This is a genomic window from Streptomyces tuirus, assembly GCF_014701095.1.
Taxonomy (GTDB): domain Bacteria; phylum Actinomycetota; class Actinomycetes; order Streptomycetales; family Streptomycetaceae; genus Streptomyces; species Streptomyces tuirus.
This window is the reverse complement of sequence record NZ_AP023439.1, coordinates 7,475,613-7,499,945: the sequence shown is the minus strand read 5'-3', so window position 1 is coordinate 7,499,945 and position 24,333 is coordinate 7,475,613. Positions and strand designations below refer to the sequence as shown.

Here is a 24,333-nt window from a genome sequence, read left to right as displayed (position 1 = left end):
GCGTGCACAGTCGGTCAGGACTGCAGGATTTCAAGATTTCCGTCCCCGGACTCGGCAGGTCTCATGGAAGTCATAGCACCGAGCGAAGACCGCATTCTGCGGATCACCCCGACCGACGATCCGCCCGGCCTCCGGCTGGCCGGTGAACTCGACGCGACGCGGCACGGCGAGCTCTCCGAGGCGCTGTCCTCGCACGTGGCCGAGGAGGGTGACGTCCGGCTCGACCTGGCCGGGCTGACCTTCATCGACCTCGGCGCGCTCAGCCTGCTGACGAGCTTCGTGGAAAGCCGCGGTGGCGCCCTCCGGCTCGTCCTGGACAATCTGTCGCCCGCGGTGGGGAACCTCATCGAGACAGTGGGTTGGGAACGCCTGCCGGGGCTCGTGCAGGGGCAGAGGGGGACTTCATGACGACCGGGACACGTGCCGATCAGCCGGTGGCCGACGGCCGGCGGGGCGACCACACGGTCCGGCACCAGGCGCTGCTCTACGGCGACGAGCGGGAGTTCCTCGCGGGCACACTTCCCCACGTCCGCGAGGGCATCGAAGCCGGCGCCCCGACGTTCGTGGTGACACCGGGCCACGAGGCCGAGGCGCTGCGCGACTCGCTCGGGCAGGACGCCCAGGCCGTGCAGTTCATCGATCCCGCGGACGTCTACACGAACCCCGTCCGGGCCATGGCCGCGATGAACGCCGTCGCCAAGTCGCTCGGTCCACGCCCGGCGTGGGTGGTGGCGTCGGACGACTGGAGCCGGTACCGGGACGCGATCGAGTGGGTGCGCTACGACTCGATCTTCAACCTGAGCTTCGCCGACGTGCCCTTGCGCAGTCGCTGCTGCTACAACACCGCGGTCCTGTCGTCCGACGCCATCGCACTCGTACGCCAGACCCACCCGAAGATCCTGGAGGGTGCCGTACTGCGGGACAACCCGCAGTACCGGGAACCCGAGGATTTCGTCCGCGACCTCGACCGGCTGCCTCTCGCCTCTTCCCCGCAGTCGGCCGCGACGATGCGCGTTCTTCCCACCGAACTGCACGCCGTCCGGGCGTTCGTCGCCGACCAGGCGAAGCGCTGCGGGCTGTCGGCCGACGCGCTGCACAACCTGCTCGTCGCCGTGACCGAGGTGGCCACCAACGCGATCCGCCACGGCGACGCCCCGGTGACGCTGCGCACCTGGCCCGACGACGGCCTGATCTGCGAGATCACCGACTCCGGCAACTGGCAGCCCGAGGAGTTCATCAGCTGGCAGCCGCCCGAGTCCGCGGTGGACTCGGGCTTCGGACTCTGGGGGGTCGGGATGCTCTGCGACACCGTGCAGGTGCGGACGGGATCGAACGGGACGACGGTACGGCTGCGGAGCGCCTGAGCGGCGGGCGGGTCACGCAAACCAGTTGACAGAGCGACGGAGTTCGTCGGTACAGGCAGTCGACCAGGACAGCTTGCACCCGAGGAGCTCCGTTGCTGTCTCATCATGTCCTGTCCGTCCAGCTGACAGCCATCACGGGCGGTTCCGCCGCCGGTGATGGCCGTCAGCACCGGCGGTTCCGCCGCCGACTGGGCTGCCCGGCAAGGCGCGACCGGCGCGTTTTGCTCATGACGACAGCGCGGCCGACTGCTCAGCCCGCGCTCGGCGGCAGCTGTGCGGGGCTGACCAGCTCCCCCAGAACATCGGCCATGAACTGCACCAGCCACCGCTCGGACGGACTGCGTGAGGCCTCATGCCGGGCGTAGAGCGCCACTTCGATCGGTTCCGTGTTGAACGGGAGCTGCACCAGGCGAAGGCGGTGGGAGGCGGTGAACACCTCGCCGACGTATTCGGGGACGATCGCGATGAGGTCGGTGTGTTCCAGCAGGTAGGGCAGCGTCGTGAAGCGCGTGGCGTCGACGGCGACGCGCTCCAGGAGGCCGTGGGTGGCGAGGAGCGAGCGGGGCACGACGTGGCCGTGGGGGCCGTACACCGTCGCGTGGTGTTCGGCCGCGAGGTCCGCCAGCGTGACGGAGGCGCCGCGAATGCGGGGGTGGTCGGAGGCGACCATACCGACGTAGCGCTCGTGGAAGAGCGGGATGCGAACGGTGCGGTGGGACGTGAGGACCGGGGTGGCGACGAAGGCGTCGAGTTCACCACGGCGCAGCTGGCTCTCGGCGGCGTCCACGTCCAGCGGGCGGACGGTGAACGACACACGGGGAGCCCGCTCGCGGGCCGCCGCGGCCAGCCGGGGCAGCAGGGTGACCTGACCCAGGTCGGAGAGGGCGACGGTGAAACGCCCTGACATGGTCGCCGGGTCGAAGTCGTCGTCCTGCCGGATCACCGCGTCCATACCGGCCAGGGCCCGCTGCAAAGGCTCGTAGAGACGCTGGGCGCCGGCGGTCGGGGTCAGGCCGCGGCCGGTGCGCCGGAAGAGCTCGTCGTCGAAGTGCCGGCGCAGTTTGGCCAGGCTGTAGCTCACGGTGGGCTGAGTGACATGGAGGGTTTCGGCCGTCGCCGTGACGCTGCCGGTCTCGTAGAGCAGCACGAAGACGCGGGCGAGGTTGAGATCGAAGCTGCTCATATCGAGCGAGTCTATATCGCAGCCCGCCAACATCTATTGGTCCGAATGTCGTGCGATGCCTAGCGTGGCCTGCGTCACTGCGACGCCGCTGCGAAAGGAACGTCTGTGCCATCCGTGCGCCGTGTCTGTCATGAGTTCCTCCAACGCCAGGAGCTCACCACCGTCTTCGGCAATCCCGGCTCCAACGAGCTGCCCTTCCTCGCCGATCTGCCGGAGGGCTTCCGGTATGTCCTGGGGCTGCACGAGGGTGCCGTGGTGGGCATGGCGGACGGCTATGCGCAGGCCACGGGACGTCCGGTGCTCGTCAACCTGCATGCCGCGTCCGGCTCCGGCAACGCGATGGGCGCGCTCACCAACGCCGTGGCCTCGCGCACTCCGCTGGTCGTCGTGGCCGGCCAGCAGGTGCGGCCGGCCATCGGACCGGAGGCCAACCTCGCCAACATCGACGCCCCGTCGCTGATGAAGCCGCTCGTCGGCTGGGCCGCCGAACCGGCGTGTGCCCAGGACGTGCCACGGGCCCTCGCCCAGGCCGTCTTCGAGGCACGGTTGCAGCGCCGGCCCACCTACCTCTCCGTCCCCTATGACGACTGGGCGGTGGACGCGGGCGAGAACGCGTCGGCCGTGCTGGACCGGCAGGTGCACCGCGCGGGAGTGCCCGGCACGGAGCAGGGGCGCCGGCTGGCCGATGCGGTGAGCGCCGCGCGCAGGCCCGCGCTGGTGCTGGGCGGTGACATCGACTCCGCCGGTCTCTTCGACGACGCGGTGCGGCTGGCGGAGCGGCTCGGCGCTCCGGTGTGGGCGGCACCGTCGCTGTTCCGGCTGCCCTTCCCCAACCGCCACCCGCAGTTCCGCGGGGTGCTGCCGGCGGGGATCGAACCCGTCTGCCAGGCTTTCGAGGGTCATGACCTCGTGCTGGTGCTCGGGGCACCGGTCTTCCGCTATCACGAGTACCTGCCCGGCCGGTATCTGCCCGAGGGCACCCGGTTGATCCAGGTCACGGAGGACGCCTCCGCCGCCGCCCGCGCGCCGATGGGCGAGGCTCTGGTCGCCGAACCGGCCGCCGTCATCGAGCTGCTGCTCAAGGTGCTCGACGCGGCGACGGAGCCGCCGGGTGACTACCGGCCCGCCCCCGCGCCGGCCACCGGGCAGGGGACGCGGCTGCATCCCGAGGAGGTTTTCGCCTCCCTCCGGGACGAACTGCCCGACGACACGGCGTACGTGGTGGAGTCGACCTCGACGAACTCCTCGTGGTGGCGCCAGATGGACCTGCGGCGGCCCGGCTCCTACTACTTCCCGGCAGCGGGCGGACTCGGCTTCGGCCTGCCCGGCGCCGTCGGGGTCGCCATGGCCCAGCCCGACCGGCCGGTCGTCGGCGTGATCGGGGACGGCTCGGCCAACTACGGCATCACCGCCCTGTGGACGGCCGCCCAGCACCGCCTGCCCGTGACCGTGGTGCTGCTGCGCAACGGAACCTACGGCGCGCTGCGCTGGTTCAGCGGCCTGCTGGGTGTCCCGGACGCACCGGGCCTGGACATCCCGGGCCTGGACTTCACCCGCATCGCGGAGGGCTACGGCGTGTCCGCCCAGCACGTCGAGAGCGTGGACGAGCTACGGGCGGTGCTGTCCGGGCGCCCGGACGGACCCCGGCTCGTCCAGGTGGACACCGCGCTCACGACACCGTCGTAGCCACGACGCCCACCCACGAACACGCCTCGCAGAAGTCATCCCCCTCGGGTATCGGAAGGAAGACCCATGACACTCCTGGACAGCGACGTCTGGAGCAAGAAGTTCCTCAGCGACGGCTGGCAGGACGCCACCCGCGAGCACCTGGTCACCGAGCCGGCGACCGGCGCGCAGCTCGGCACCGTTGGCCTGGCAACGCCCGAGGACGTGCGCCGCGCCGCCACCCGGGCCGCCGAGGCGCAGCGGTCCTGGGCTGCCACGCCCCCGCAGCAGCGGGCGGCCGTACTGCGCCGCGCGGGCGAGCTGTTCACCGAGTACGCCGCCGAAATCGAGGACTGGCTGATACGCGAGGCGGGCTCGGTTCGGGCCAAGGCGGCGTTCGAGGTGCAACTGGCGATCGGCGAGTCGTTCGAGTGCGCGGCACTGCCCACGCACCCTCAGGGAGAAGTACTGACGTCCGAGGAGGCCCGCTGGTCGTTCGCCCGGCGCCGCCCCGCCGGCGTCGTGAGCGTGATCGCGCCGTTCAACTTCCCGCTCATCCTCGGCCTGCGTTCGGCGGCACCCGCGCTGGCGCTCGGCAACGCGGTCCTGCTGAAGCCCGATCCGCGTACGGCGGTGAGCGGTGGCGTGGTCATCGCCCGCATCTTCGAGGAGGCCGGGTTGCCCTCCGGACTGCTGCACCTGCTGCCGGGCGAAAGCGCGGTCGGCCAGGCGGTCGTCGAAGCAGCCGAGGTACGGGTCATCTCCTTCACCGGCTCCACTCCGGTCGGCCGTGCGATCGGTGAGCAGGCGGGCCGTCTGCTCAAGCGCGCCCACCTCGAACTCGGCGGGAACAACGCGCTGGTGGTGCTGCCGGGCGCGGACGTGCAGAAGGCGGCATCCGCCGGGGCGTTCGGCTCGTATCTGCATCAGGGGCAGATCTGCATGACCACCGGTCGCCACATCGTGCACGAGTCGCTGCTCGGCGAGTACAGCGCCGCGCTGGCCTCGAAGGCCCGGGGGCTGACCGTCGGGGACCCCGCCCGCGAGGACGTGGCGCTCGGCCCGATCATCGACCGGCGGCAGCTGGAGCGGGTGCACAGCATCGTCACCGACAGCGTCGCGGCGGGCGCGACGCTGGCCGCGGGCGGCGAGATCGACGGCACAGGCTACCCGGCCACCGTCCTGACCGGCCTCACCACCGAGATGCGGGCGTGGCGCGAGGAGATCTTCGGCCCCGTCGCACCCGTCATCGGCTTCTCCACGCTGGAGGAGGCCGCGCGGATCGTCAACGACTGCGAGTACGGCCTGTCCGTCGGCATCCTCGGCGACGTCGGTACGGCGATGAAGCTCGCCGACCAGATCGACTCCGGCAAGGTCCACATCAACGAGCAGACCGTCAACGACGAGCCCAACGCCCCGTTCGGCGGAGTCAAGGCCTCCGGCACCGGGTCCCGCTTCGGTGGAGCCGCCGCCAACGTCGAGGCGTTCACGGAGGCCCAGTGGGTCACCGTCCGCCCGGACATCGCCGACTACCCGTTCTGATCCCCGCTCCCCCGTCCGCCCCCGTCCCGTCCCCGTAGCCGCTACAGAGGGAACGCAGCCATGGCACCCACCACCTCACCGAACACCACCGGCGCCGCCTCGAGACCAGGCATGTCCGACCGCAAGGTCTGGACCGTGGTCCTGTGCTGGATCACCGTCATGCTCGAGGGGTACGACCTCGTCGTCCTCGGCGCCATCATCCCCACCCTGCTCAAGACCCATCACCTGGGCATGACGGCCGCGGACGCCACCACGGTCGCAACGCTTTCGCTCGTAGGCGTCGCCATCGGCGCCGTCATGGTCGGCCCGCTCGCCGACCGATTCGGACGACGCCTGCTGCTCATCGGCTCGGTGGTGGAGTTCTCCGTCTTCACCCTCCTGCTGCCCCTGGCCACCTCCGTCGGGATGTTCGCCGCGCTCAGGCTCATCGCCAGTATCGGTCTCGGCGCCTGCATGCCGGCGTCGCTGACCATGATGGCCGAGAACATGCCCGCCGCACGCCGGGCGCGCGCCAGCACGCTGACCATGACCGGCTACCACACCGGTGCCGTGATCACGTCCCTGCTGGCCCTGCAGGTCACCGACAACTGGCAGGTCCTCTTCTACGTCCTCGGCATCGCCGGACTCGTCGTCGCGGTCATCCAGTGGTTCCGCCTGCCGGAGTCGGAGGCGTTCGTCCGCGCCAAGGAAGCGCCCGCCTCCCAACGCGTCGCGTTCGGCGAACTCCTCAAGCCGGCCTACCTCCGCGCCGGCATCGGCATCTGGGTCGCATCCTTCATGGGCCTGCTCCTGGTCTACGGCCTCAACACCTGGCTGCCCAAGCTCATGAACGACGCCGGCTACCCCATCCCCACGGCGGTCACCCAACTGCTCATCCTCAACGCCGGCGGGATCGCCGGCCTGGTGCTGGGCGGCTTCGTGGCCGACCGACGGGGCATCAAGTCCACCACGCTCGGCTGGTTCGCGCTGTCGGTGGCCCTGCTGGCCTGCCTCAGCATCAGGATGCACAGCGACCTGCTCCTCAACACCGTCGTCTTCCTCACCGGCGTGTTCGTCTTCTCCGCCCAGGTGCTGGTCTACGCGTACGTGACGCACTTCTATCCGGCCTCGGTCCGCGGCACCGCCCTCGGCTCGGCCTCGGGCATCGGTCGTATCGGCTCCATCGTCGGCCCCTCGATCACCGGTGCCCTCGTGGCGGCGGGCATCGGCCACCCGTGGGGCTTCTACTTCTTCGCCGCCGTGGCGGTCGCCGGATTCCTGGCCGTGCTCACCCTGCCTGGCCGGGCCGCCGCGGCACAGGCGGAGGCAACTGGGGCCGCGCCGGCCGCCGAACCGGCCGTCTGACCCAATGCGGAAGGGCGGTACGGCACCGAACGGGCCGTACCGCCCGGTACTTGATGCGATGAAGAACCCCGACAGCCACACTGGACCCATGAATACGTCGGCCGGATACCTGCTCCGTCGCACAAGGCGGGCCGTCACCGGACCCCGACGCCAGGCTGGCCTGCGAGCGTCAGGTCGCGGTGGGCCAGGTCCGCGGCAGAGCGGCAATGTTCCCGGCGATGCAGGCGGGATCGGCAGACGGTAAGGGCCCGGCCTCCCGAAGCCGGGACGTCGGGCCCTTACCGAGGCGCGCGATCAGGCGGGGCGGATGTTCTCCGCCTGTGGGCCCTTCTGGCCCTGCGTGACGTCGAACTCGACCTTCTGGCCCTCCTGCAGCTCGCGGTAGCCCTGGCTGGCGATGTTGGAGTAGTGGGCGAAGACGTCGGGGCCGCCGCCCTCCTGCTCGATGAAGCCGAAGCCCTTCTCGCTGTTGAACCACTTCACTGTGCCCTTGGCCATGACTGTCTCCTTTGAGGGAAACCGGGCACGCACCGTGCGCGACCGGGAGGTGATCGCCCTGGTCCGGAGAGGCGCTGAACAGCAAGAACGCCCGTGATGGCGATCACGGGCGAACGGAACTTCGGAACCACGACTGCTGATCACAACGCTATAACGGCCTGGCAGAAGCCGCCACCCAAAACACGCCACCATCCGGCCCAGAACGAAGAGCTGGACCGCCCGGGAGGCTCGGCAGCCAGGCGGCGGCGAGCTTGGCCAGGTCGACGCCCTGGCCATGGCAGACGGTTTACACCCGCTTCCGCCGCTACGCCCCGGGCGGACGTCCCCGGGGAGGGGGATGAACCGGCCGGACGAACCGGACGATCATGCCCTCAGTCGATCTCGAGGCAGGCAGACCACCAAGTAGCGGAAGCCCGACGTGCCACCAGACCCCCGGTCCAGGCGTCAGTCCTGCTCAGGAAAACGGCTCGCCAGGAACTGCTCGAAGGTGACCTTGCCCACGGCCCGCTTCGGCGCCAGATGCCCGCCCGCGCGGAACCTCTGGTAGGTCGTGCCGGCCAGGCGCACGTTCAGCAGGGGGCGGCGCCGTCCGCTCGCGCGCAGATAGGCCTGAGCCAGCTCCGGAAACGTACGGACCTCTGGGCCGCCCATGTCCGGCACCCGCCCCGTGGGCTCCCCGGTGGCGAGCTCGGCCAGCCGGACAGCGACCTCCGCCGCCTCGATCGGCTGGTCGGAGACTCCCGCCGGGAGCAGCATGACCGGCAGCTTCGCCGAGCCGTGCAGGACCCGCAGTACCAGGTCGTGGAACTGCGTCGTCCGTAGCACGCTCCACCCGAGCCCCGACTCCTCGATCATCCGCTCGACGGCGAGCTTGGTTCGGTAGTAGCCGAACGGCACCCGGTCGACGCCGACGATCGAGATGTACACCAGATGCGGCACCCCGGCCTGGCGGGCCGCCTCGATCAGATTGCGGGCCGCCAGCTCGTCACCGCCGCGCGGCGACGTCGCACAGTGCACGATCGTGTCCACGCCCGCGACAGCCGCGGTCAAGCCTGTGCCCTCACGAAGGTCCACGGCGTACGGCTGCGAGTGCCGGCTCAGCACTCGCACCTCGTGCCCGTCCGCGCGCAGCCGCTCGGTGAGGAGCCTGCCGAGCGTTCCGGTGCCGCCAGTCACCAGGATCGTGGTCATCGCAGTTGCTGTCCCTTCGATGGGCGTGCGCTCCCCGGTGGAGCGCACGTCATCAACTGAGAACCGACGACCGCCCGCAGATGTGACAGCTCCCCGCTGATCCCACCCCTGCGGGTCACGCCCCAGGAGACATCGCGGCGAACTGCCGGCCCGCGAACACGAGTTTGTCCGGGTTCACGACGACCTGCACCTGGGCGATGCCGCTGTCGCGCAGTTCGAAGGACGCGACGGCCACGACCCGCCGCGCCGCGTGCGCCACCAACGCCGACGCGCCGTTGACCTCGGCAACGGTGAGGGCCCAGCCGCTCGCGAACCGTTGCACGCCGCCCAGGAAGCGCATGGCCTTTTCCCGGCCGACGATGGGACGCAGGGCCGCGCTGACCTTTCCGCCGCCGTCGCTCCACCAGACGGCGTCATCGGCGAGCAGGCGCTCCAGCCCGGCCAGGTCTCCCTCACGAGCCGCCGCCACGAAGGACTCGACGAGCGCGCGCTGCCGCCCGACCGTGGGCTCGAAGCGGGTGCGCGCCGCCGCTACGTGCCGCAGCGCCCTGCGGTACAGCTGGCGGCAGTTGGCCTCACTCAGATCGAGCACTTCGGCGATGTCCCGGTGGCTGTAGGCGAACGCCTCACGCAGGACGTAGACCGCGCGCTCGGCCGGGGTCAGTCGCTCCAGCAGCATGAGCAGGGCTGTCGACACGGCGTCGCGCTGCTCCGCGGACTCCATCGGGCCGAGCGTCCCGTCCTCGGTGAACACGGGCTCCGGCAGCCACGACCCCACATACCGCTCGCGCTGCACACGGGCCGAGGTGAGTCGGTTGAGGCAGAGGTTGGTGACGACCTTGGCGAGCCAGGCGCCAGGGTGTCCGATCGCCGCGCGTTCGGCGCTGCGCCAGCGCAGGTACGCCTCCTGGACGGTGTCCTCCGCGTCTTCGGCGGAACCAAGCAGTCGGTAAGCGAGGCCGAACACGCGGGGGCGGTGGGAGGTGAACTCCTCGGCGGTACCGAGCGCTGGCGTCATGCGCCCAGGATGTCAGAGGCGCGGAACCCGTCCGGCAGGGTCCCCCGGCCGGGACACGGTCGTGGGCCGCTGGAACGCCTGCGCACCTTCATGACCTGGCGAGCGGAGCACCCAGGCAAGCCGGACGCTGAGGGCTGATGCGCGGCCCGGGCGTGTAGTACGGCTTCGATCCGTGCCACGCCCACCAGCCGAAGACCGCACAGCAAGGGGCGTCATGAACTCCCCGCCCCGGCGGAAGCGCGAGCAGGGTGGGGCACGCCCGGTCATGAGTCCGGCGCCTGCCGCAGCGGCCGGCCCATCACAGGACCGGCCGTTGTGGTGCGTTCGGCGAGGCTGGCCAGACACTTGGCGTTCGCGTGAAGCGAGCTCGGGGGTGGAGTCCGGTCAGCGGTTGAGGACCGTCTCGATCTCGGCGGCCACGCGCTTGGCCTGGATGTCGCGGCCCTTCTCGTTGGGGTGTCCGTACCACGGGATGGGCTGGCCGAAGAGTTCGAGCTTGGAGTTCTCCGTCAGGCCGCCGATGCCGCGGTTGGCGCCGTCGCACGCCGTGTTGCTTCCGGTGTTGGCGTAGAGGTCCACGAAGTCGGCACCGTTGTCCGCGGCGGCCTTCTTCATGCGGTCATCCAGCCGCTTCTGCGCCTGGCCCAGGATGGGCAGCGCGTCCTGGGGGATGTCGGCGAACGGCAGTTCCGTCTGGCCGGGGGCCGCGGTCAGGCACTTGGTCGTGTTCTTGGGCACGAGCCTGGGGTAACCGACCAGGACACGCTCGGCGTCCGGGGCGAAGTAGCTCATGCGCATGAGCGTCTGCTCCAGGTCCCCTTCGACCTGATCGAGCCGGTAGTCCAGCCATGCCTTTCCGTCTTCCCACTCAAGGAAGTCCCGGCACTCGCCGGCCGGTTGGTCCGGGTCCACCGGTTCTCCGGGCAGCAGAGGGTGCTTGCGGAGCTCGTCGGAGCACTGCTTGAGGATGCTGGTGAAGCCCATCGTGTTGCCGCCCATACCACCCACGACCAACTGGGTATCGTCCTTAAGCGCGTCCTGCTGCGCCGGGACCGTCCCGGCGCCGAAGGGCAGCTGCTGCTCCTTCCAGAAGTGTTCGACGAGCGCGCCGCCGCAGGAGACGTCCGACTGGACGTCGAGGGTGATGTCCTTGTCCTTGAGGCGCTGGGTGGCGACGGCGGGGTAGTTCTCCGTGGCCTGGAAGCACCAGCCTCTTACGCATGGCCGAAGGCATGCCTATGCCCTTTCGTCGGGACCCACGAGGAGAGGAACGGAACACTCCGCTCTCGACTCTGACGGTTGCAGACGACCGAACCCAGACGACATGGGTGACTGGTCAGGTCACCCGCAGGGGGCATGCAACTCCCATTCCTCACATGAGTGGTGACCACGGCGCCGACTCAGGACCGCCGGTGTACGCCATTGCCCGCCGCTACACTGCGCGCGCCACTGTGCAGTGGCGACTGAGAGGCAGACGATTGGTTCACACCCATCCCCCTAGCTCCGGGGGGGGCTAACGCAGGGTGGGAGTACCCAGTTGGCTGCCGAAGCAGGACATGGTCGCTGTCGATGCGGCGCAGGCCCGTGTCTGCGCCGTCGCAGGGGCCCGGCGACACCAGCAGAGCCAGGGGCGCGGGCCCTCGCACTGTTGCTCACCTTCTAGTGACGGACCGTTGCCTTAGGGGGTGGCGCAAAGTGGCGACCAGGCGCTGTAGCTCGCCCCGCGCGAGGTTGCCGCCGGCGCTCTTGCCGCCGGCGCGCTCGTCTACTTGGCCACTCTGCCGGCGTCCGCATTCAGATGCCGGGCGTTCGGCAGGGCCGGACCGGAAGCCCAGTCCGTGGGCAACCGCAGTCCGGGGCGACGCGGCCGCGTCAGGGGCGGCCCAGCGTCTGCACGCCATCGACGGCCTGATCGACGACATTACCCAGCGAGCAGTTGCTGACGTGATCAGAGGCGTAGTCGCCGAGCACGGGCACGACCGCGACCTCCTGCAGGCACACGGCGGCAGCGCTGAAGTTCCAGTTGTTGTTCGCGGCGCTCAAGCCGCTGCCGGGAGAGGTGTCGTCGGCGGCTAGGGCCGGCGTGGCGGCCGAGAGCGCTGCCATGGTGATCAGGCCACAAGCAATGATCTTCCGCATGACCGTCACAACGACCAAGAGCACCGGAAGGGCACGGCAGTGTCTTCGATCGACCACGGGCTCAGCACCCTGGGGAACTCCTGTGGGGCGGTATCGCGTTCGGTTCGCACGGAAGGGCGTCTGATCCTCCTGGCGCTGTCTGGATGATCCGAATGACATCCGACGCTGACATCAGCGGCTACGAACAGCCGCCGATAGTCGGACGGTTGCTCGTAGCACCAGGGCACGCAGGAAGGCCCCACCGAGCCGGGGACGGATCAGTACTCCATGCGGTGGTCTTGCGCCCGGACGTCGTATGGTCGAAGCGGTCAGACCGGCAATTGGACAGGCCGGGCGCCTCAGCCCTGCGTGACCGTCCGTCTCGGTTTCCGTCTCGTTCAGTCTTGTTCATGGCCAGTCTGGAACGACCACACGCCGGGCTCGTCTCGCACCACCAACAGAGTTGGACAGCGTGCTCGCCGACACTGGCGCCCGGGCCCGCGGCACCCCTACTCGAAGACCAGGTTGGGGGTGTGGACGAACCCGTCCGTGCTATAGGCGTGCCAGATCGTACGGGGAACCGCGGGGAACACGAGCCGCGACGTCCGGCTGCCCGAGTGGGAGGCCACAGACTCCGCCGGGGTGCGTGGAGCAGCAGCGACCGGGCACGAGGACCTGCGACGACGGATCCGGTGAGAGGTGGGCGGGTATGAGCGCGCGGTGGTGGCCGGCTCTGCGGCACACGCCGCTGTCCCTGTGGAACGACGACATCTCGGACTACGCGGCGGCACTGACGTACTACTCGATCCTGGCCGTGCTGCCCGCGCTGCCGGCCATCGTCCTGGCGTTCGCCCTGATCAGCCCGGAGACGGCCGAGGAGTTCGCCGCTCACGTCACCGCTTACGCGCCCGCCCAGTCCGGCCGTGAACTGCACGCCGGGCTCGCCCGGGCGTTGGGAGCGGCCGGTACGGCCTGGTCCCTGATGGCGGTCGGAACGGCCAGCGCGTTGTGGTCGGCGACCAGCTATCTGGCGGTCTTCCGCCGCGCCCTGCACCACATGCACCGGGTCGAGGACCGCCGCTCGCCCTGGCGCCGGGCGCACCGGATCGTGCTCACCGCGCTCGCGCTGGTCGGTCTGCTCCTGCTCGGCTCGCTCACGCTGCTGCTGAGCGGCCCGTTCACACAGGCCGTGGGCCGCCCGTTCGGCGTGGACGCCACCGTCGCATGGGTGTGGGGCTCGCTGCGCTGGCCTCTGCTGCTGTGTCTGGTCGCACTCCTGGTCATGGTCGTCTTCCACACCGGCCCCGTACCGGCCCGCCGACGCGCGTACAGCCTGCCCGGCGGAGTGCTGGCCGCCGTGCTGTGGCTGGCCGTGTCCGCGGGGTTCTCCCTGTACGCCTCGACGCTCGGTGTCTACAACCGGCTGTACGGCTCACTGGCGGGGGCTGTGGTCTTCCTCGTCTGGCTGTGGCTGTCGAACCTGGCGCTGCTCACCGGCGCTCAGTTCGCCGCGGAACTCGCGCGGGAGGCGGAGGCCCGACGGGTGACGGACACTCACAGCACCGGGAAGTCGCCCGTGCCGTAACGTTCCTGGGGGCGTCGAACCGACACCGGCATCTCCATCGTGGCCTGCCTGGTCGTCATCCTGGGCAACGTCACCCACGTACCGGACGCCTTGCAGACCATCCTGCAGGGCGCCTTCGAGGCCGACGGCGTCGCCGGCGGTGTGCTCGGTGCCCTGATCATCGGTTTCCGGCGGGCCGCGTTCTCCAACGAGGCCGGTCTCGGCTCCGCCCCCGATCGCCCACTCCGCGGTCAAGACCAAGCACCCCGCGCGCGAGGGCCTGGTCGCCCTGCTGGAGCCGTTCACCGACACGGTCGTCATCTGCACCATGACCGCGCTGACCATCGTCATCGTCAACCCGGCCAACTGGGCCGAGGCCCGCGCGGGCGAGAGCATCGGCGGCGTCACCATCACCTCCGACGCCTTCGAGACCGTGCTGACCTGGTTCCCGGTCGATCATCGGCCTGTACCTGCTCGCCCCGGTCGCCAAGCGCGTGCTCGACTCCTTCCTGGAGTTCGTCCGCGCCCGCGAGGGCGGTGAGATCAGCGCGGCGAAGACCAGGAGTCGGTGAAGACCACCGTCTGAACTCCCCCCCCGGCGGCCCGGCTCCTCTACGGGCCCGTGCTCACCTCGCGCCTTGGTGGGTACGGGCCCGTACGCCTGCCCCCTACGACCGACCGCTGATTTCCGCACCCTCGCGCCGCCGTTCCAGGTAGCCGATGGCCGGGGACGCCATGACCCCGTGCAGCACCACCGAGATCACCACCGTGAGGGCTACGATCGCCCACAATTCCCGTTCCAGCCCACCGAAGGAGTCCTGCCCCAAGGCGTAAGCCAGGTAGAACAGCGAACCGATGCCCCGGATCCCGAACAAGGCGACCACGGCCCGCTCTTTCTTCCCCATGACGGTGCGGACCTGAGCCAGCCACCCGGTCAGCGGCCGGACGACGAGCAGCACCAGCGCCCCCAGCACCGCGCCCATGAACGTCAGGGCGGACAAGGCACCGGCCACCAGGTATCCACCGAGCAGGAACAGCAGGACGGCCGTGAGCAACCGCTCGATCTGCTCGGTGAACTCGTGCAGCACCTTGTGATAGCCGTGACTGCGCTCGGCCGCCCGGATGACACAGGCGGTCACAAACACGGACAGGAAGCCGTAACCGTGGAGCACCTCGGCGACGCCGTACGACACGAAGGTGGCGCCCAGCGCCACGAAGCCCTCCATGTGCTCGGACAGCCGCAGTTCCGGGGCACGCACCCGGAAGAACATCCACCCGAGCAGCCAGCCGATACCGCCCCCGACGGCCAGCCCGACAGCGCACTTGCCCAGGAGGTCGGTCAGCGCCCACGATCCGATCCAGTCCGCCGACCACCCTGTCCCGGCCGCCGCGGCGAGGGCGATCGCCGCGTAGACGAACGGGAAGGCGAGTCCGTCGTTCAGCCCTGCCTCACTGGTCAGGGAGAACCGCACCTCGTCCTCGTCGCGCTCGGTGCCGAGCGGCTCCCCCACGCGCACCTCGCCGGCCAGCACAGGGTCCGTGGGAGCGAGCACAGCACCCAGCAGCAGAGCGGCAGCGGGTGGCCAGTCGAGCAGCCCCCAGGCCAGCAGGGCGACGGCCGCCACCGTCAGCGGCATCGTGATGCCCAGCAGCCGCCAGGCACTGGACCACCGGCGCCACCCGAAGGGCCGGTCGATGGCGAGCCCCGCGCCCATCAGCGACACAATCACACACACCTCTGTGGTGTGCTCGACCCAAAGCCGGTCACGAACGGGATCCACGGTCGGCACGCCCACCGGCAACAACTCGATGAGAACACCCGCCGCGAGGAAGACCATGGGCAGGGACAACGGCCGTCTGGACACCACTCGGGGCAGCACAGCCGCCCCCAGCGCCCCCAGGCCCAGGCAGACGTAAACCACGTCCGAAAGCGTCACTGCCATCCTCCTGCCCGACGCGATCACTCCAGGCACGTGTGTACCCCGTCCGCACCGGCGCCTCGCCCGAGTGCGTCCACCGATACGCGCTGCCTGCCCGATTGGCAGGTGGACGAGGTGGGGGTGGGCCGACGGGCCTGCTCCGGTGAGGGGGTAACTCTCTCCGTTCCGGACCGGGGGACCACGTACCTCGTGTCCCCGCCGACGCGGGGATACTCCGTCGGATGGGTCGCCCGTGCCGCACAGGCCGTGGTCTCCGCGCCGACGCGGAACTGCTCCGTGAGGTGACTTCCAGCAGCCCGTCAGGTGTCGCGGCATCTGGCATGTAGCTGTGCGGCTATTGCGTCCGCAGCATGAGGGCGTGTCGAGTGCTGTCCCCGTAGACGCCGGTCTCGTCTCCATGGATGCCATATGCATTCTGGAATCGGACCACTGCCTGACGGACCTCCGTGTCGTAACGGCCGTTGATGGCGCCGCCGTCATAGATGTGAGGGATCTGGAGCAGACGTACCTGCAACTCGTAAACACCGTGGCCGGTGTCGCCTGGGCGCAGCAGCCCGGTGCCCGGGATCTCGGGTAGCGACGCGTTGCCGGGAGCCGGCCGGTTCGGTTGCCCGTTCGGTGGGGACGGGGCCGCAGGTGCCGGATTCTCAGGCAATGGCCGGTCCGGCTGCTCCAAGGACGCAGGCGGCGTCGCCGGTGCGGAGTCGCCGTTGCTGAGCAGCGAAGAGGCAAGGATCAATCCGCTCACGGCGCCCAGGCCGAAGACTCCGGCGAGCCGGCTGTGTCGCCGGTCGGTGAAGCGGCGATGTCGTTGGCTTCCCCTGGGCTCACGGGGGCGGACCGGTTCTGGCCGCAGTGGCGTCTGCGAGGGCGGGGCGACGAAGCGGTTCGGCTGCGCGGCCCGCGATGGGTAGGGGGAGTCCTCAGCTGAGTCGGTCCATCGGCGCGCACGATCCTGCAGAGCGACTGGGGGCGGCGGGAAAGCTGCCGGCCGTTCGGCCTGCGCCGGGCCCCCACCGGGCGCAGTGGGTGGCTGTCCCGCCTCCCGTGGTGCGACCGCCTCCTGCCGCGCCCCGCGTGACCACAGCGGCCCTACTGCGGCGTTCCCGTCGGCCGGCCGGTCCCAAGCGGGTTGGGGCGGGTCGGCAGACGGTGGGAGGCCTTCCGGACGGACCGGAACCAGCTCGGGCCGGGATCCCAGGCCCTGCGTCCCCGGCTGCGGTGGCGGCAGGGACGGGACGGCATGGGTGGGGCTGCCGTATGCGGCTGTTGCGCTGGGGCGGTCCGTGGACGGTAACGGGCTTCCGAAACCTTGGTGCTCCTCCCTCGCGTAGAGATCGGCGCGAGCGGCATCCAGGGCGCTGAGAACTGCCTGAAACGAATCTTGGATCTCTTGCGCGGGCTCGCGCCCCCAGTTGAGGGCCCGTGGCGGTTCGGCCTCGTCGAATCCCATCGGTAGTCCTCCTCGACCAACCAGGTCCGGGGTGGGGCGCCACCACGGACCGCGTAGCGCTCCGTGGAATGCGTGCCGGCCACTCCAGTGATCTGCTGAACTGGCCGGTCAGCGCGGGAAATCGGGTCGATGTCGTCTGTTGGTGAGCCGGACCGCAGAGGTGCGCCTCGTCTCCTTTTCAAGCGATACGCACTCGGCGTGGCGTTGTCTCAATCCTTTGGCGGGCGATAGCCGCATCTCTCGGCTTCGAGGCGTCCGAGCCGCCAGGACCCGACCTGGGCCGGCTGAACGAAAGAGAGGAAGTCACCGGCCATGACCGCAGATGGTGACCGCTCGCCCACGGCATCCCTTCCGCACCGACCGTTCAACGTGCCTTGTCCGGGCGGTCGGGCGGGCCCAACGGAGTCCTGCTCCTGCCCTGTTTGGAGATCAAAGACCGCGGATCATGTCTGCGCCCTTCTCCGGGATCATGATCGTCGGGGCGTTGGTGTTGCCCCGCACCACAGTGGGCAACACCGAGGCGTCCACCACCCGCAGGCCGTTCACGCCGGGCACCCTGAGCCGGGAGTCCACGACGGGACGATGGAGCAACTGCTCGCCGGGTGGTAAAGAGTCTGCAACTCGCGCCGGGCGAAGTCGAGCAGGCCGGCGTCGTCCGTGGAGCGCGGCACGCGGAAGTCGGCACGCCGGTGCTCGGCCAGGCAGGATCGCGGCGCGTGACACGGGCGGCGGGGTCCACTGTGCTGGCTTCGTTCATCGTTTCAACTTGTGTGGTGGAGTCATTCACCGAGATGGCGGAGATGTCTCGGACTCGCGTTCCGAGTGAGTCGCGGCGATCCCATGGTTTTGTTGACGGGATCCGACACCAGTTGTCGCTCAGGGCCGAGAACGCCTCGGCGGCTGGACCAGGATGTTCACCGATCCGATCCGCGGCTCTGCGCGGCCATCGTCGACCGCCTCACCTTCGGCGGGTCATCATCGAGACCGGCACGGAGTCCTACCGGCTCGCCAGCACCAGGGCGGCCCGATCGCAAGACGCCGCAGGCCGACCTCATCACTGCCACGCCGGTCCATGCGCCGCTCAGCACCACGATCGGTTCAGCGATGTGCGACGACTTCCAAAGTGATCTTGAGATGCCGCCCCGTCATGCCCTTGGCCTTGGTGATGCCGAAGGCGTACCTGTCGATCGTGGTAGTGCCGCTCGCTGTCAGCCGCCTGCCCTCGTGGGCAACCGTGTCGAGTGTGACGGCGATCGGCTGAGTCACCCCGCATACCGTCAACTCGCCGCACAAAGTGGCATCAGCGCCGGATCGTTCCAGACGCTGGCTCCGGAAGCCGATCTCGGGATGCCGGGCCACGTCCAGGTAGTCAGAGGACCTGACGTGGTCGTCACGCTGCTGATTGCCCGACTCGAAGCTTCCTGCCTCTATTGCGACGTGCACCAACGACTCTTCTGCCGGGTCCGCGACAGCGATCCGGCCGTGGCCGATGGTGAAGGTACCTCTGACTGGGAGCAGCCCGAACATGGCGCGTGTGTCGAAGCGGACCGTTGATGCCGCCTGATCGATCTCGTATGCACCTGCTGCTGGTAAGAGCTGGTTCTCTGATGCTGCCATGAGCTCGTAGCCTCCGTGTGCTGAAGATCAACCCGTGATGGGTCAGCCTCTCGCAGCGGCAGCGGGTATGCCAGCCCCCAAGTGCAGGCGTGGCTGACAAGAAGGTCCTGGCAGGCGGCCAAAGCGTTGTGGGTTCTCGTCAACATTGTGGCGACATTGATCGCCAAAATGCTGTCCGAACCCGTCGACAAACGTTGTCCGCTCTCACTTCTGAAACCAATCCCAGGACGGGAGTTGCCCTGACATCTGTCAGGAGTTGAGCACCCAGCTGCCTCGCTAGGGTCTGTCCACGGCGCTTTCCGTAGGTCAAAGCCTCCACTTCCGAGACGAGGGGAACGCATGAGTCGCTCCATGGATCGCAGAACGCTGCTGAGGTCGGCCGGGTCCGCGGCGGCGGCGGGATCGCTGGGCGCGCTGGGAGTCGCGGCGCTTGCCACCCCCGCCCAGGCGGCACCGGCGACGATCAACACCGACCAGGTGATGGCCACCACCAATCGCTTGACCCACGCCCCCAACCAGCGCGGAACGATCGGCATCGAGCTCCGCTCCGGCTACTACAACGGCTACCAGTACGGCTGGGGGCGGCTGGTCGGCTCCGGCTGGGACCCGCGAGGCTGGATCTGGATGGACATCAGCAGGGACGGCGGCAGAACCTGGTCCTTCGCCGACGGCACCTATCTGTCGGACGGCACCGGCTACGCGCACACGTCGGGGTGGCTGACCCAGTCCGACCCGAACTACGTGTTCAGGGCCAGTTATGACAGCAATCTCCGGGCCGTCAACCCGTACGTCCAGAGCGGAGTCTGGTAACAGCCGTTCGGCCGGCGACCCTCTGCCACAGGCCGCCTGGTAACCGTCCGCCCGCAGCCGCGGTGCGTACCCGACTGAAACCCTGCTGTCTGGCGGCAGGAGCATCTCCGGATAGCCGCCTCACGAACTCGGAGTTCTCTGGCGCCGAGGCCAAGGTCATCTCGTCGGGGATCACCGGATACGCAAGCCGTCCTCCGGAGAAAAGGCGTCAGCACCGCCAACTGTTCAACAAGGCGGACAACGGCGAGGAGTGGGGCTCTATGAAGGACACCTCGACTACCAGCGAGACCACCTCGGTGCGTCCTTGTTGACCACGCACCGCCGACTCCACCACAGGGGGACCACCTTGAAAACGTCCGCGCGCAAGCTCTCGGCCGTCGTCACCGGCCTGGCACTCACCGCTCTGGGCACCGTCTTCTCCGGCACGGCTGAGGCAGCCAATCCGTGCTGGTGGGGTGATGGCGGCATGCGCATGTACTGCAACAACGTCTCGGGGGCCACGGTCTACGCCACTCCCGACACCAGCCGTCCGGTCGGCACGATGTACTCGAACCCGAGCTGGTTCGAGTGCCGCAGGGACACGGGCGCCTACGTCGGCGGCCCACACCCGAACCGGTGGCTCTGGACACAGGCCGACAACGGCAAGTGGGGCTGGATGAAGGACACCGACATCTACAGCGAGACCGACCCGGTGCCCACCCACATCGGCAACGGCATTCCCCAGCCCTGCTGACGCCGCCACCTCGACCGCCCGGCCCGCTCCGAGCATCTCACCGACATTCGGAGCGGCCGTGGCGCGTCCTCGGCGTTCACCGTCGCGGAACACCAAGGCCGTCACCTTCGCCTGCTCCTGGCATCACACTGCACGGCGAGGCGCCGCGCCCGCTTCAGGAAAACGTGGGGCTGCCGGGACCCTCACCGTGTGGTGCAGGCACTGACCGAAGTGCCCGCCCGCTGCACGGAGTGCCGCTTCGCCGCTCGCCCGTGGCTGCTCGGTCCGGTTCCGATGATCAGTGCTGGGGGTGCGGGCGGTGGAAGAGGGGCCGCCGCTGAGTGGCGGTGCCGCCCGGAGCGAGGCGGCCGACTTCGACGCGCATCCGGATGGCCTGGAACACCTCGACCACCCCCAGGACCACGGCCATGATGGCCACCGCCAGGGTGAGTGCGGCGATCGAGGTGAACGGCGAGACGATCAGCACGATGCCCGCCAGAGTGCTGATGATCCCGTAGAACAGCTGCCAGCCGCGTGCCGGCGTGTCCTCGGCGGAGGCGGCCGCTGCCGTCACCATGATGCCGCGCAGCAGCCAGCCGAAGCCGATCCACAGGGCGAGCAGGAAGATGGACTGCAGGGTGCCCCGGAAGCAGATCAGCCCCAGCAGGATGGAGAGCGCACCCGTGAGGAAGTGCAGCACCCGGAGATGTCGTGGGACGTGCGTGCCGAAGGCGGCGGCCAACTCGAAGACGCCGGTGGCCAGCAGGTAGATGCCGAAGAGTACGCCGACGACCCGCAGTGTCTCCTCAGGCCAGGCGAAGACCACGACGCCCAGGGCGATCGTGGCCAGGCCCGTGGTGAGCAGGATCTGCCAACCCATGTTCGCCAACGCGCCCAGGCCCTCGGTCAAGGGAGCGTCTTGTGGCTGGCTGCCGCGTGGAGGGCCGGTGCCCGAGGCATCAGAGGGATAAGTCATGCCGCTGCCTCCTTCTGGAAGAGCACGGTCGGCCGTACATCTCCATCGTCACCCACCCGGCTCCGGTTCACCCGGCGGCGGCCTTCGCAAGCCCGGTCAGGAATGGCCGCGCATGTGGACCGGCCATGCCTCGGCTCCCACGTGAGTGCCGCCGCTTCAGGGGTCCCCCGGCCGGCGATCACGAGGTCGCCGACGCCGGTCGAGCGGGCCAGCGGGTAGGCCAGGCGGCGTTCGCCGTCCCGGTAGCCGCCCAGACCGGCGTCCAGGACAGCGTGGGTGCCGATCTCCGCGAGCACCGCGGCCCGCACTTGCACCATCGTTGATCGGTCGTCGGGGCACCTCGCCTTGTCCGAAGGGCGCCGTGGAGGCTGGCCGTTCGCGCCTGCGGCCTGCTCAGGACGGGGCGTTGGCGCCAGTCGCCGAATGTCTCGAAGTGCGCCGCCGGGGAGCGCGCACTGGTCGCCTCGACGTCGGCCCGCTGCGCATCCCAGTCGCCGGCGAGCGCTTCGACCAGCATCCTCTGCAGCCCTTGGGGTACCGATCACCTTGCGCAGACACTGCTCGCGGCGGGAACCGCCGAAGGGGACGAGCGCGGCGCGCACCAGGTTGTAGGCACGGCTCGTACCGCTCAGGCGGTACGGCGGATATGGGCGGAAGCGGTGTGCCAGCTGTGCCTCCGATACGGCCAGCACGTCGAGCCCAGCCCGCCAGGCCCGGAGGCTGAAGTCCACGTCTTCGAGGCAGAGTTCGCGGAAGGCGCCGAAGTCGCTCAGCCGCTGGAACGTCGCTCGGCGTACCGCGAGGCAGCCGCCCGGCGCGAGGAGCCCGGCGTACGGGACGGTACCGTCGGGTTCCGGAGGCAGCCGACGCACGCGCAGGTGGGCGTCGGCCAGCCGCGCCCCACAGCCCGCCACCGTGCCGGATGCGGCGTACGACGACGCCGCGGGCCCGCAGGTCCGCCCGGTCCAGCAGGGCGCGGCTGCCGTCTGTGCCGGCGTCGTCGACGACGATCGTCCCGTCCGGGACGAGGGATCCGGCGTACACCGACTCCAGGTCGCATGCAGCTCAGCGCCCTCGTCAAGCGTCGAGACGACCGGCGACACCGTCGACGCCGGTGTGCCGTGCGGCGCCTGCCCCGGGCGACGACGCCAGCCGGCTCATGTCAGCGGGGGTCCGGGAGTGCCGGGAGGGACGCCCCCAGGCGGTACGCCCCCCGGGCGTACCGTGGCGACGAGGTCGATCAGGCCCGGGAGGAGGGCCGCGTCCTGAGCGAGGCCTGCAGGTGGGCCGTGAGCCCGGCGGTGAGCGCGAAGTGGTAGGCACCCAGCCGGTCGAGCTCCCCACTGTCCAGGCCCAGCACCAGGAGGTCGCCGACCCGTAGTGCCGCCAGGCATACCGCGTCGAGGACCTTCTGTGTCATGGGGAGCGGTCGCGGATTGTTTCACCGGGCAGGTCGCTTCACGGCTGTGATCACATCTGTTCTTGGTAGACCGCGAGTTCCCTGGGATGGAGTTGCGGATGATTCAGGACTCGAAGTGCCCCAGCGCCCGACGTCGAAGAACGGGTTCGCACCCGGCGACCGGGGCTCTCGCCGGCCGCACCGTACGGCGTAGATCAGTTCGCTTGCCGAGCCGTGTCCAGGACGCCCCGGCGTGACACACGCGGTCCTCCGGAGGAGGCCACCGCCTGTGTCGGCCCCGTCGCCGCTTGCACTGGCGGGTCTAACGCGTTCTCCGGCTTTGGTACCGCCGGGGGCATGCAGGGGACTGCCCGTGCCCGGAGCCTGGACCGACGGGCAAACCGCCCGAACGCTCCAGCCGACGTGCGGGCGGAGGCACCATGGCATACATCGGCTCACCACAATCGCTGACCGTCCTCCCCCAGGGACCGGATGCGGCGCCACCGGTACTTCCGGAAGCCCAGATCACCGGGGCCGATCCGCTTCTGCTCAGCGGCACGGTCGGGTCAGCGCGGGCCGATGAGCTGGACTCCGCCTTCCGCACGGTAAAAGAAGAGCTCGCCGGCCGGCGGATCATCGACGTGAACTCGACGATGAACGGTGGCGGTGTGGCGGAGATGCTGCACCGGCTGCAGCGATACTCCCGTGGTGCGGGGCTCGAGGCCCGTTGGTTCACCATGCGGGGAGATCCCGCCTTCTTCGCCCTGACCAAGCGGTTGCACCACTTGCTGCACGGGGCCGACTCCTACGGCCCACCGCTCGACCGAGCCGGAGCCGAGCACTACTCGGCGGTGTGCGAGGCCAACGCGCGCGCCCTGCTGGGCGCGGTACGTCCGGGAGACGTGGTCACCCTCCACGATCCGCAGACCGCCGGTCTCGTCGCCCACCTGCAGCGGGCCGGGGCGCGGGTGGTCTGGCGGTGCCATGTCGGCACGGACGACCCCAATCCGTACACCGACCGGGCATGGGCGTTTCTGCGCCCCTGGCTGGAGACGGCGGATGCCTACGTGTTCTCCCGGGAGCAGTACGTTCCCGGCTGGCTCGCCGGGCGGCAGGTCGCCGTGATCCGGCCGTCGATCGATCCCCTGTCGGCCAAGAACCGGCCCCTGGCCCCCGCGGCGGCTGCGGCCATCCTGGGCCGGGTCGGTCTGCGCGCGCCCGCGGACCGGGACGGGCCGGCGATCTACCGGCGCGGCGACGGCTCGGTGGGCCGGATACGGCGGAATCCGACGTGCCTGTGCAGCGCCTCGCCGCCACCCGCTGACGCGCCGCTCATCGTGCAGGTCTCCCGCTGGGATCCGCTGAAGGACATGGCCGGCGTGCTGACGTCGTTCGCCGAGGCCGGCGGCAGCCTGGACGGGGCCCACCTGGCACTGGTGGGCCCGGATGTCACCGGTGTCACCGACGATCCCGAGGGCGGGCGGGTCTTCGCGGAATGTGCGGCGCTGTGGCACCGGCTGCCGGACCGGGTGCGCACTCGGGCGCACCTGGCGTGCCTGCCGATGGCCGACGCGGAGGAGAACGCGGTGATCGTCAGTGCCCTGCAGTGCTCGGCGGCAGTGGTGACGCAGAAGAGCCTGGCGGAGGGGTTCGGCCTGACCGTCACGGAGGCCATGTGGAAGGGACGCCCGGTCGTCGCCAGCGCCGTCGGTGGCATCCGTGACCAGATCGAGCACGGAGTCGACGGCATGCTGCTCGACGATCCCCGCGACAGCGTGTCCTTCGCCGCTCAGACGAGCAGTGTGGTGGGTGATCACCGCCTTGCGGGTGCGCTGGGAGCCGGTGCCCGGCGCCGGGTCCGGGAGAACTTCCTGGACGACCGTCAACTGCTGCAACAGACCTCGCTCTACCGCAGCGTGGCCCGGGTGTGACCCGGCCG

Annotated in this window: 22 protein-coding genes and 1 pseudogene; 10 read left to right on the top strand and 13 right to left on the bottom strand. The window is 69.8% G+C overall.

Annotation, left to right across the window (positions count from 1 at the left end):
* Nucleotides 1-63 precede the first annotated feature (63 nt).
* Together IGS69_RS34070 and IGS69_RS34065 are read left to right on the top strand one after the other, a co-directional pair.
* On the top strand, nucleotides 64-408 hold the full coding sequence (locus tag IGS69_RS34070) for an STAS domain-containing protein (protein ID WP_190904289.1): 345 nt from the start codon (nucleotides 64-66) through the stop codon (nucleotides 406-408).
* Nucleotides 405-1,364 (top strand): sensor histidine kinase, encoded by a 960-nt coding sequence (locus IGS69_RS34065; RefSeq protein WP_190904288.1) that lies wholly within the window; start codon nucleotides 405-407, stop codon nucleotides 1,362-1,364. The genes IGS69_RS34070 and IGS69_RS34065 overlap by 4 nt, the downstream gene beginning before the upstream one ends.
* Before the next feature lie 250 nt (nucleotides 1,365-1,614).
* Here IGS69_RS34065 and IGS69_RS34060 read toward each other — a convergent pair whose 3' ends face one another.
* The gene (locus tag IGS69_RS34060; protein ID WP_190904287.1) at nucleotides 1,615-2,547 is read right to left on the bottom strand and encodes a LysR family transcriptional regulator; all 933 of its coding nucleotides are present in this window, start codon (nucleotides 2,545-2,547) and stop codon (nucleotides 1,615-1,617) included.
* Nucleotides 2,548-2,652: 105 nt separating this feature from the next.
* Between IGS69_RS34060 and mdlC the strand changes: the two genes are divergently transcribed.
* From mdlC to IGS69_RS34045, 3 genes are all read left to right on the top strand, one after another.
* Nucleotides 2,653-4,233, top strand: a complete 1,581-nt coding sequence (mdlC, locus tag IGS69_RS34055; RefSeq protein WP_190904286.1) for a benzoylformate decarboxylase — start codon at nucleotides 2,653-2,655, stop codon at nucleotides 4,231-4,233.
* A gap of 66 nt (nucleotides 4,234-4,299) precedes the next feature.
* A complete protein-coding gene (locus IGS69_RS34050; protein WP_190904285.1) occupies nucleotides 4,300-5,754 on the top strand; it encodes a benzaldehyde dehydrogenase in 1,455 nt (484 codons plus the stop codon).
* 60 nt (nucleotides 5,755-5,814) lie between these two features.
* Nucleotides 5,815-7,098 (top strand): MFS transporter, encoded by a 1,284-nt coding sequence (locus IGS69_RS34045; RefSeq protein ID WP_190904284.1) that lies wholly within the window; start codon nucleotides 5,815-5,817, stop codon nucleotides 7,096-7,098.
* Nucleotides 7,099-7,392: 294 nt separating this feature from the next.
* Here IGS69_RS34045 and IGS69_RS34040 read toward each other — a convergent pair whose 3' ends face one another.
* The 5 genes from IGS69_RS34040 to IGS69_RS34020 all read right to left on the bottom strand — a co-directional run bounded on the left by IGS69_RS34040 (nucleotide 7,393) and on the right by IGS69_RS34020 (nucleotide 11,944).
* Nucleotides 7,393-7,596 carry a cold-shock protein gene (locus tag IGS69_RS34040; protein WP_014670069.1) on the bottom strand — a complete coding sequence of 68 codons (204 nt, stop codon included), beginning with the start codon at nucleotides 7,594-7,596 and terminating at the stop codon, nucleotides 7,393-7,395.
* Nucleotides 7,597-8,040: 444 nt separating this feature from the next.
* Nucleotides 8,041-8,787, bottom strand: coding sequence for an SDR family oxidoreductase (locus IGS69_RS34035; RefSeq protein ID WP_190904283.1), 747 nt, complete (start codon nucleotides 8,785-8,787; stop codon nucleotides 8,041-8,043).
* A 115-nt stretch (nucleotides 8,788-8,902) separates the two neighbouring features.
* A complete protein-coding gene (locus IGS69_RS34030) occupies nucleotides 8,903-9,805 on the bottom strand; it encodes an RNA polymerase sigma-70 factor (protein ID WP_190904282.1) in 903 nt (300 codons plus the stop codon).
* Nucleotides 9,806-10,189: 384 nt separating this feature from the next.
* A complete protein-coding gene (locus IGS69_RS34025; protein ID WP_332836572.1) occupies nucleotides 10,190-10,813 on the bottom strand; it encodes an SGNH/GDSL hydrolase family protein in 624 nt (207 codons plus the stop codon).
* 864 nt (nucleotides 10,814-11,677) lie between these two features.
* Nucleotides 11,678-11,944 carry a hypothetical protein gene (locus IGS69_RS34020; protein ID WP_190904281.1) on the bottom strand — a complete coding sequence of 89 codons (267 nt, stop codon included), beginning with the start codon at nucleotides 11,942-11,944 and terminating at the stop codon, nucleotides 11,678-11,680.
* A 688-nt stretch (nucleotides 11,945-12,632) separates the two neighbouring features.
* Here IGS69_RS34020 and IGS69_RS34015 point away from each other — a divergent pair.
* Nucleotides 12,633-13,508: a YihY/virulence factor BrkB family protein gene (locus IGS69_RS34015; RefSeq protein ID WP_190904280.1), complete on the top strand. Its 876-nt coding sequence runs from the start codon at nucleotides 12,633-12,635 to the stop codon at nucleotides 13,506-13,508.
* A 27-nt stretch (nucleotides 13,509-13,535) separates the two neighbouring features.
* Nucleotides 13,536-14,073 (top strand): annotated as a pseudogene (locus tag IGS69_RS34010) (alanine:cation symporter family protein); the annotation flags it as partial.
* Nucleotides 14,074-14,155: 82 nt separating this feature from the next.
* Here IGS69_RS34010 and IGS69_RS34005 read toward each other — a convergent pair.
* The 4 genes from IGS69_RS34005 to IGS69_RS33990 all read right to left on the bottom strand — a co-directional run bounded on the left by IGS69_RS34005 (nucleotide 14,156) and on the right by IGS69_RS33990 (nucleotide 18,497).
* Nucleotides 14,156-15,424, bottom strand: coding sequence for a cation:proton antiporter (locus IGS69_RS34005; RefSeq protein WP_190904279.1), 1,269 nt, complete (start codon nucleotides 15,422-15,424; stop codon nucleotides 14,156-14,158).
* Nucleotides 15,425-15,761: 337 nt separating this feature from the next.
* Nucleotides 15,762-16,175 (bottom strand): peptidoglycan-binding domain-containing protein, encoded by a 414-nt coding sequence (locus IGS69_RS34000; RefSeq protein WP_190904278.1) that lies wholly within the window; start codon nucleotides 16,173-16,175, stop codon nucleotides 15,762-15,764.
* A gap of 1,134 nt (nucleotides 16,176-17,309) precedes the next feature.
* Nucleotides 17,310-17,453 (bottom strand): GMC oxidoreductase, encoded by a 144-nt coding sequence (locus tag IGS69_RS34920; RefSeq protein ID WP_232543722.1) that lies wholly within the window; start codon nucleotides 17,451-17,453, stop codon nucleotides 17,310-17,312.
* Nucleotides 17,454-17,978: 525 nt separating this feature from the next.
* A complete protein-coding gene (locus IGS69_RS33990) occupies nucleotides 17,979-18,497 on the bottom strand; it encodes a YceI family protein (RefSeq protein ID WP_190904277.1) in 519 nt (172 codons plus the stop codon).
* 351 nt (nucleotides 18,498-18,848) lie between these two features.
* Between IGS69_RS33990 and IGS69_RS33985 the strand changes: the two genes are divergently transcribed.
* Together IGS69_RS33985 and IGS69_RS33980 are read left to right on the top strand one after the other, a co-directional pair.
* Nucleotides 18,849-19,307: a hypothetical protein gene (locus tag IGS69_RS33985; protein ID WP_190904276.1), complete on the top strand. Its 459-nt coding sequence runs from the start codon at nucleotides 18,849-18,851 to the stop codon at nucleotides 19,305-19,307.
* Between the two features lie 346 nt (nucleotides 19,308-19,653).
* Nucleotides 19,654-20,040, top strand: a complete 387-nt coding sequence (locus IGS69_RS33980; protein WP_232543721.1) for a hypothetical protein — start codon at nucleotides 19,654-19,656, stop codon at nucleotides 20,038-20,040.
* 277 nt (nucleotides 20,041-20,317) lie between these two features.
* Here IGS69_RS33980 and IGS69_RS33975 read toward each other — a convergent pair whose 3' ends face one another.
* The 3 genes from IGS69_RS33975 to IGS69_RS33965 form a co-directional block, all read right to left on the bottom strand.
* Nucleotides 20,318-20,995, bottom strand: a complete 678-nt coding sequence (locus IGS69_RS33975; RefSeq protein WP_190904275.1) for an HdeD family acid-resistance protein — start codon at nucleotides 20,993-20,995, stop codon at nucleotides 20,318-20,320.
* Entirely contained in the window at nucleotides 20,992-21,312 is a 321-nt protein-coding gene (locus IGS69_RS33970) for a hypothetical protein (RefSeq protein WP_190904274.1), read from the bottom strand. The genes IGS69_RS33975 and IGS69_RS33970 overlap by 4 nt, the downstream gene beginning before the upstream one ends.
* Before the next feature lie 923 nt (nucleotides 21,313-22,235).
* Complete coding sequence (locus tag IGS69_RS33965; protein ID WP_190904273.1) at nucleotides 22,236-22,415, bottom strand: hypothetical protein; 180 nt, start codon at nucleotides 22,413-22,415, stop codon at nucleotides 22,236-22,238.
* 419 nt (nucleotides 22,416-22,834) lie between these two features.
* Between IGS69_RS33965 and IGS69_RS33960 the strand changes: the two genes are divergently transcribed.
* On the top strand, nucleotides 22,835-24,325 hold the full coding sequence (locus IGS69_RS33960) for a glycosyltransferase (protein WP_190904272.1): 1,491 nt from the start codon (nucleotides 22,835-22,837) through the stop codon (nucleotides 24,323-24,325).
* Nucleotides 24,326-24,333: the final 8 nt, after the last annotated feature.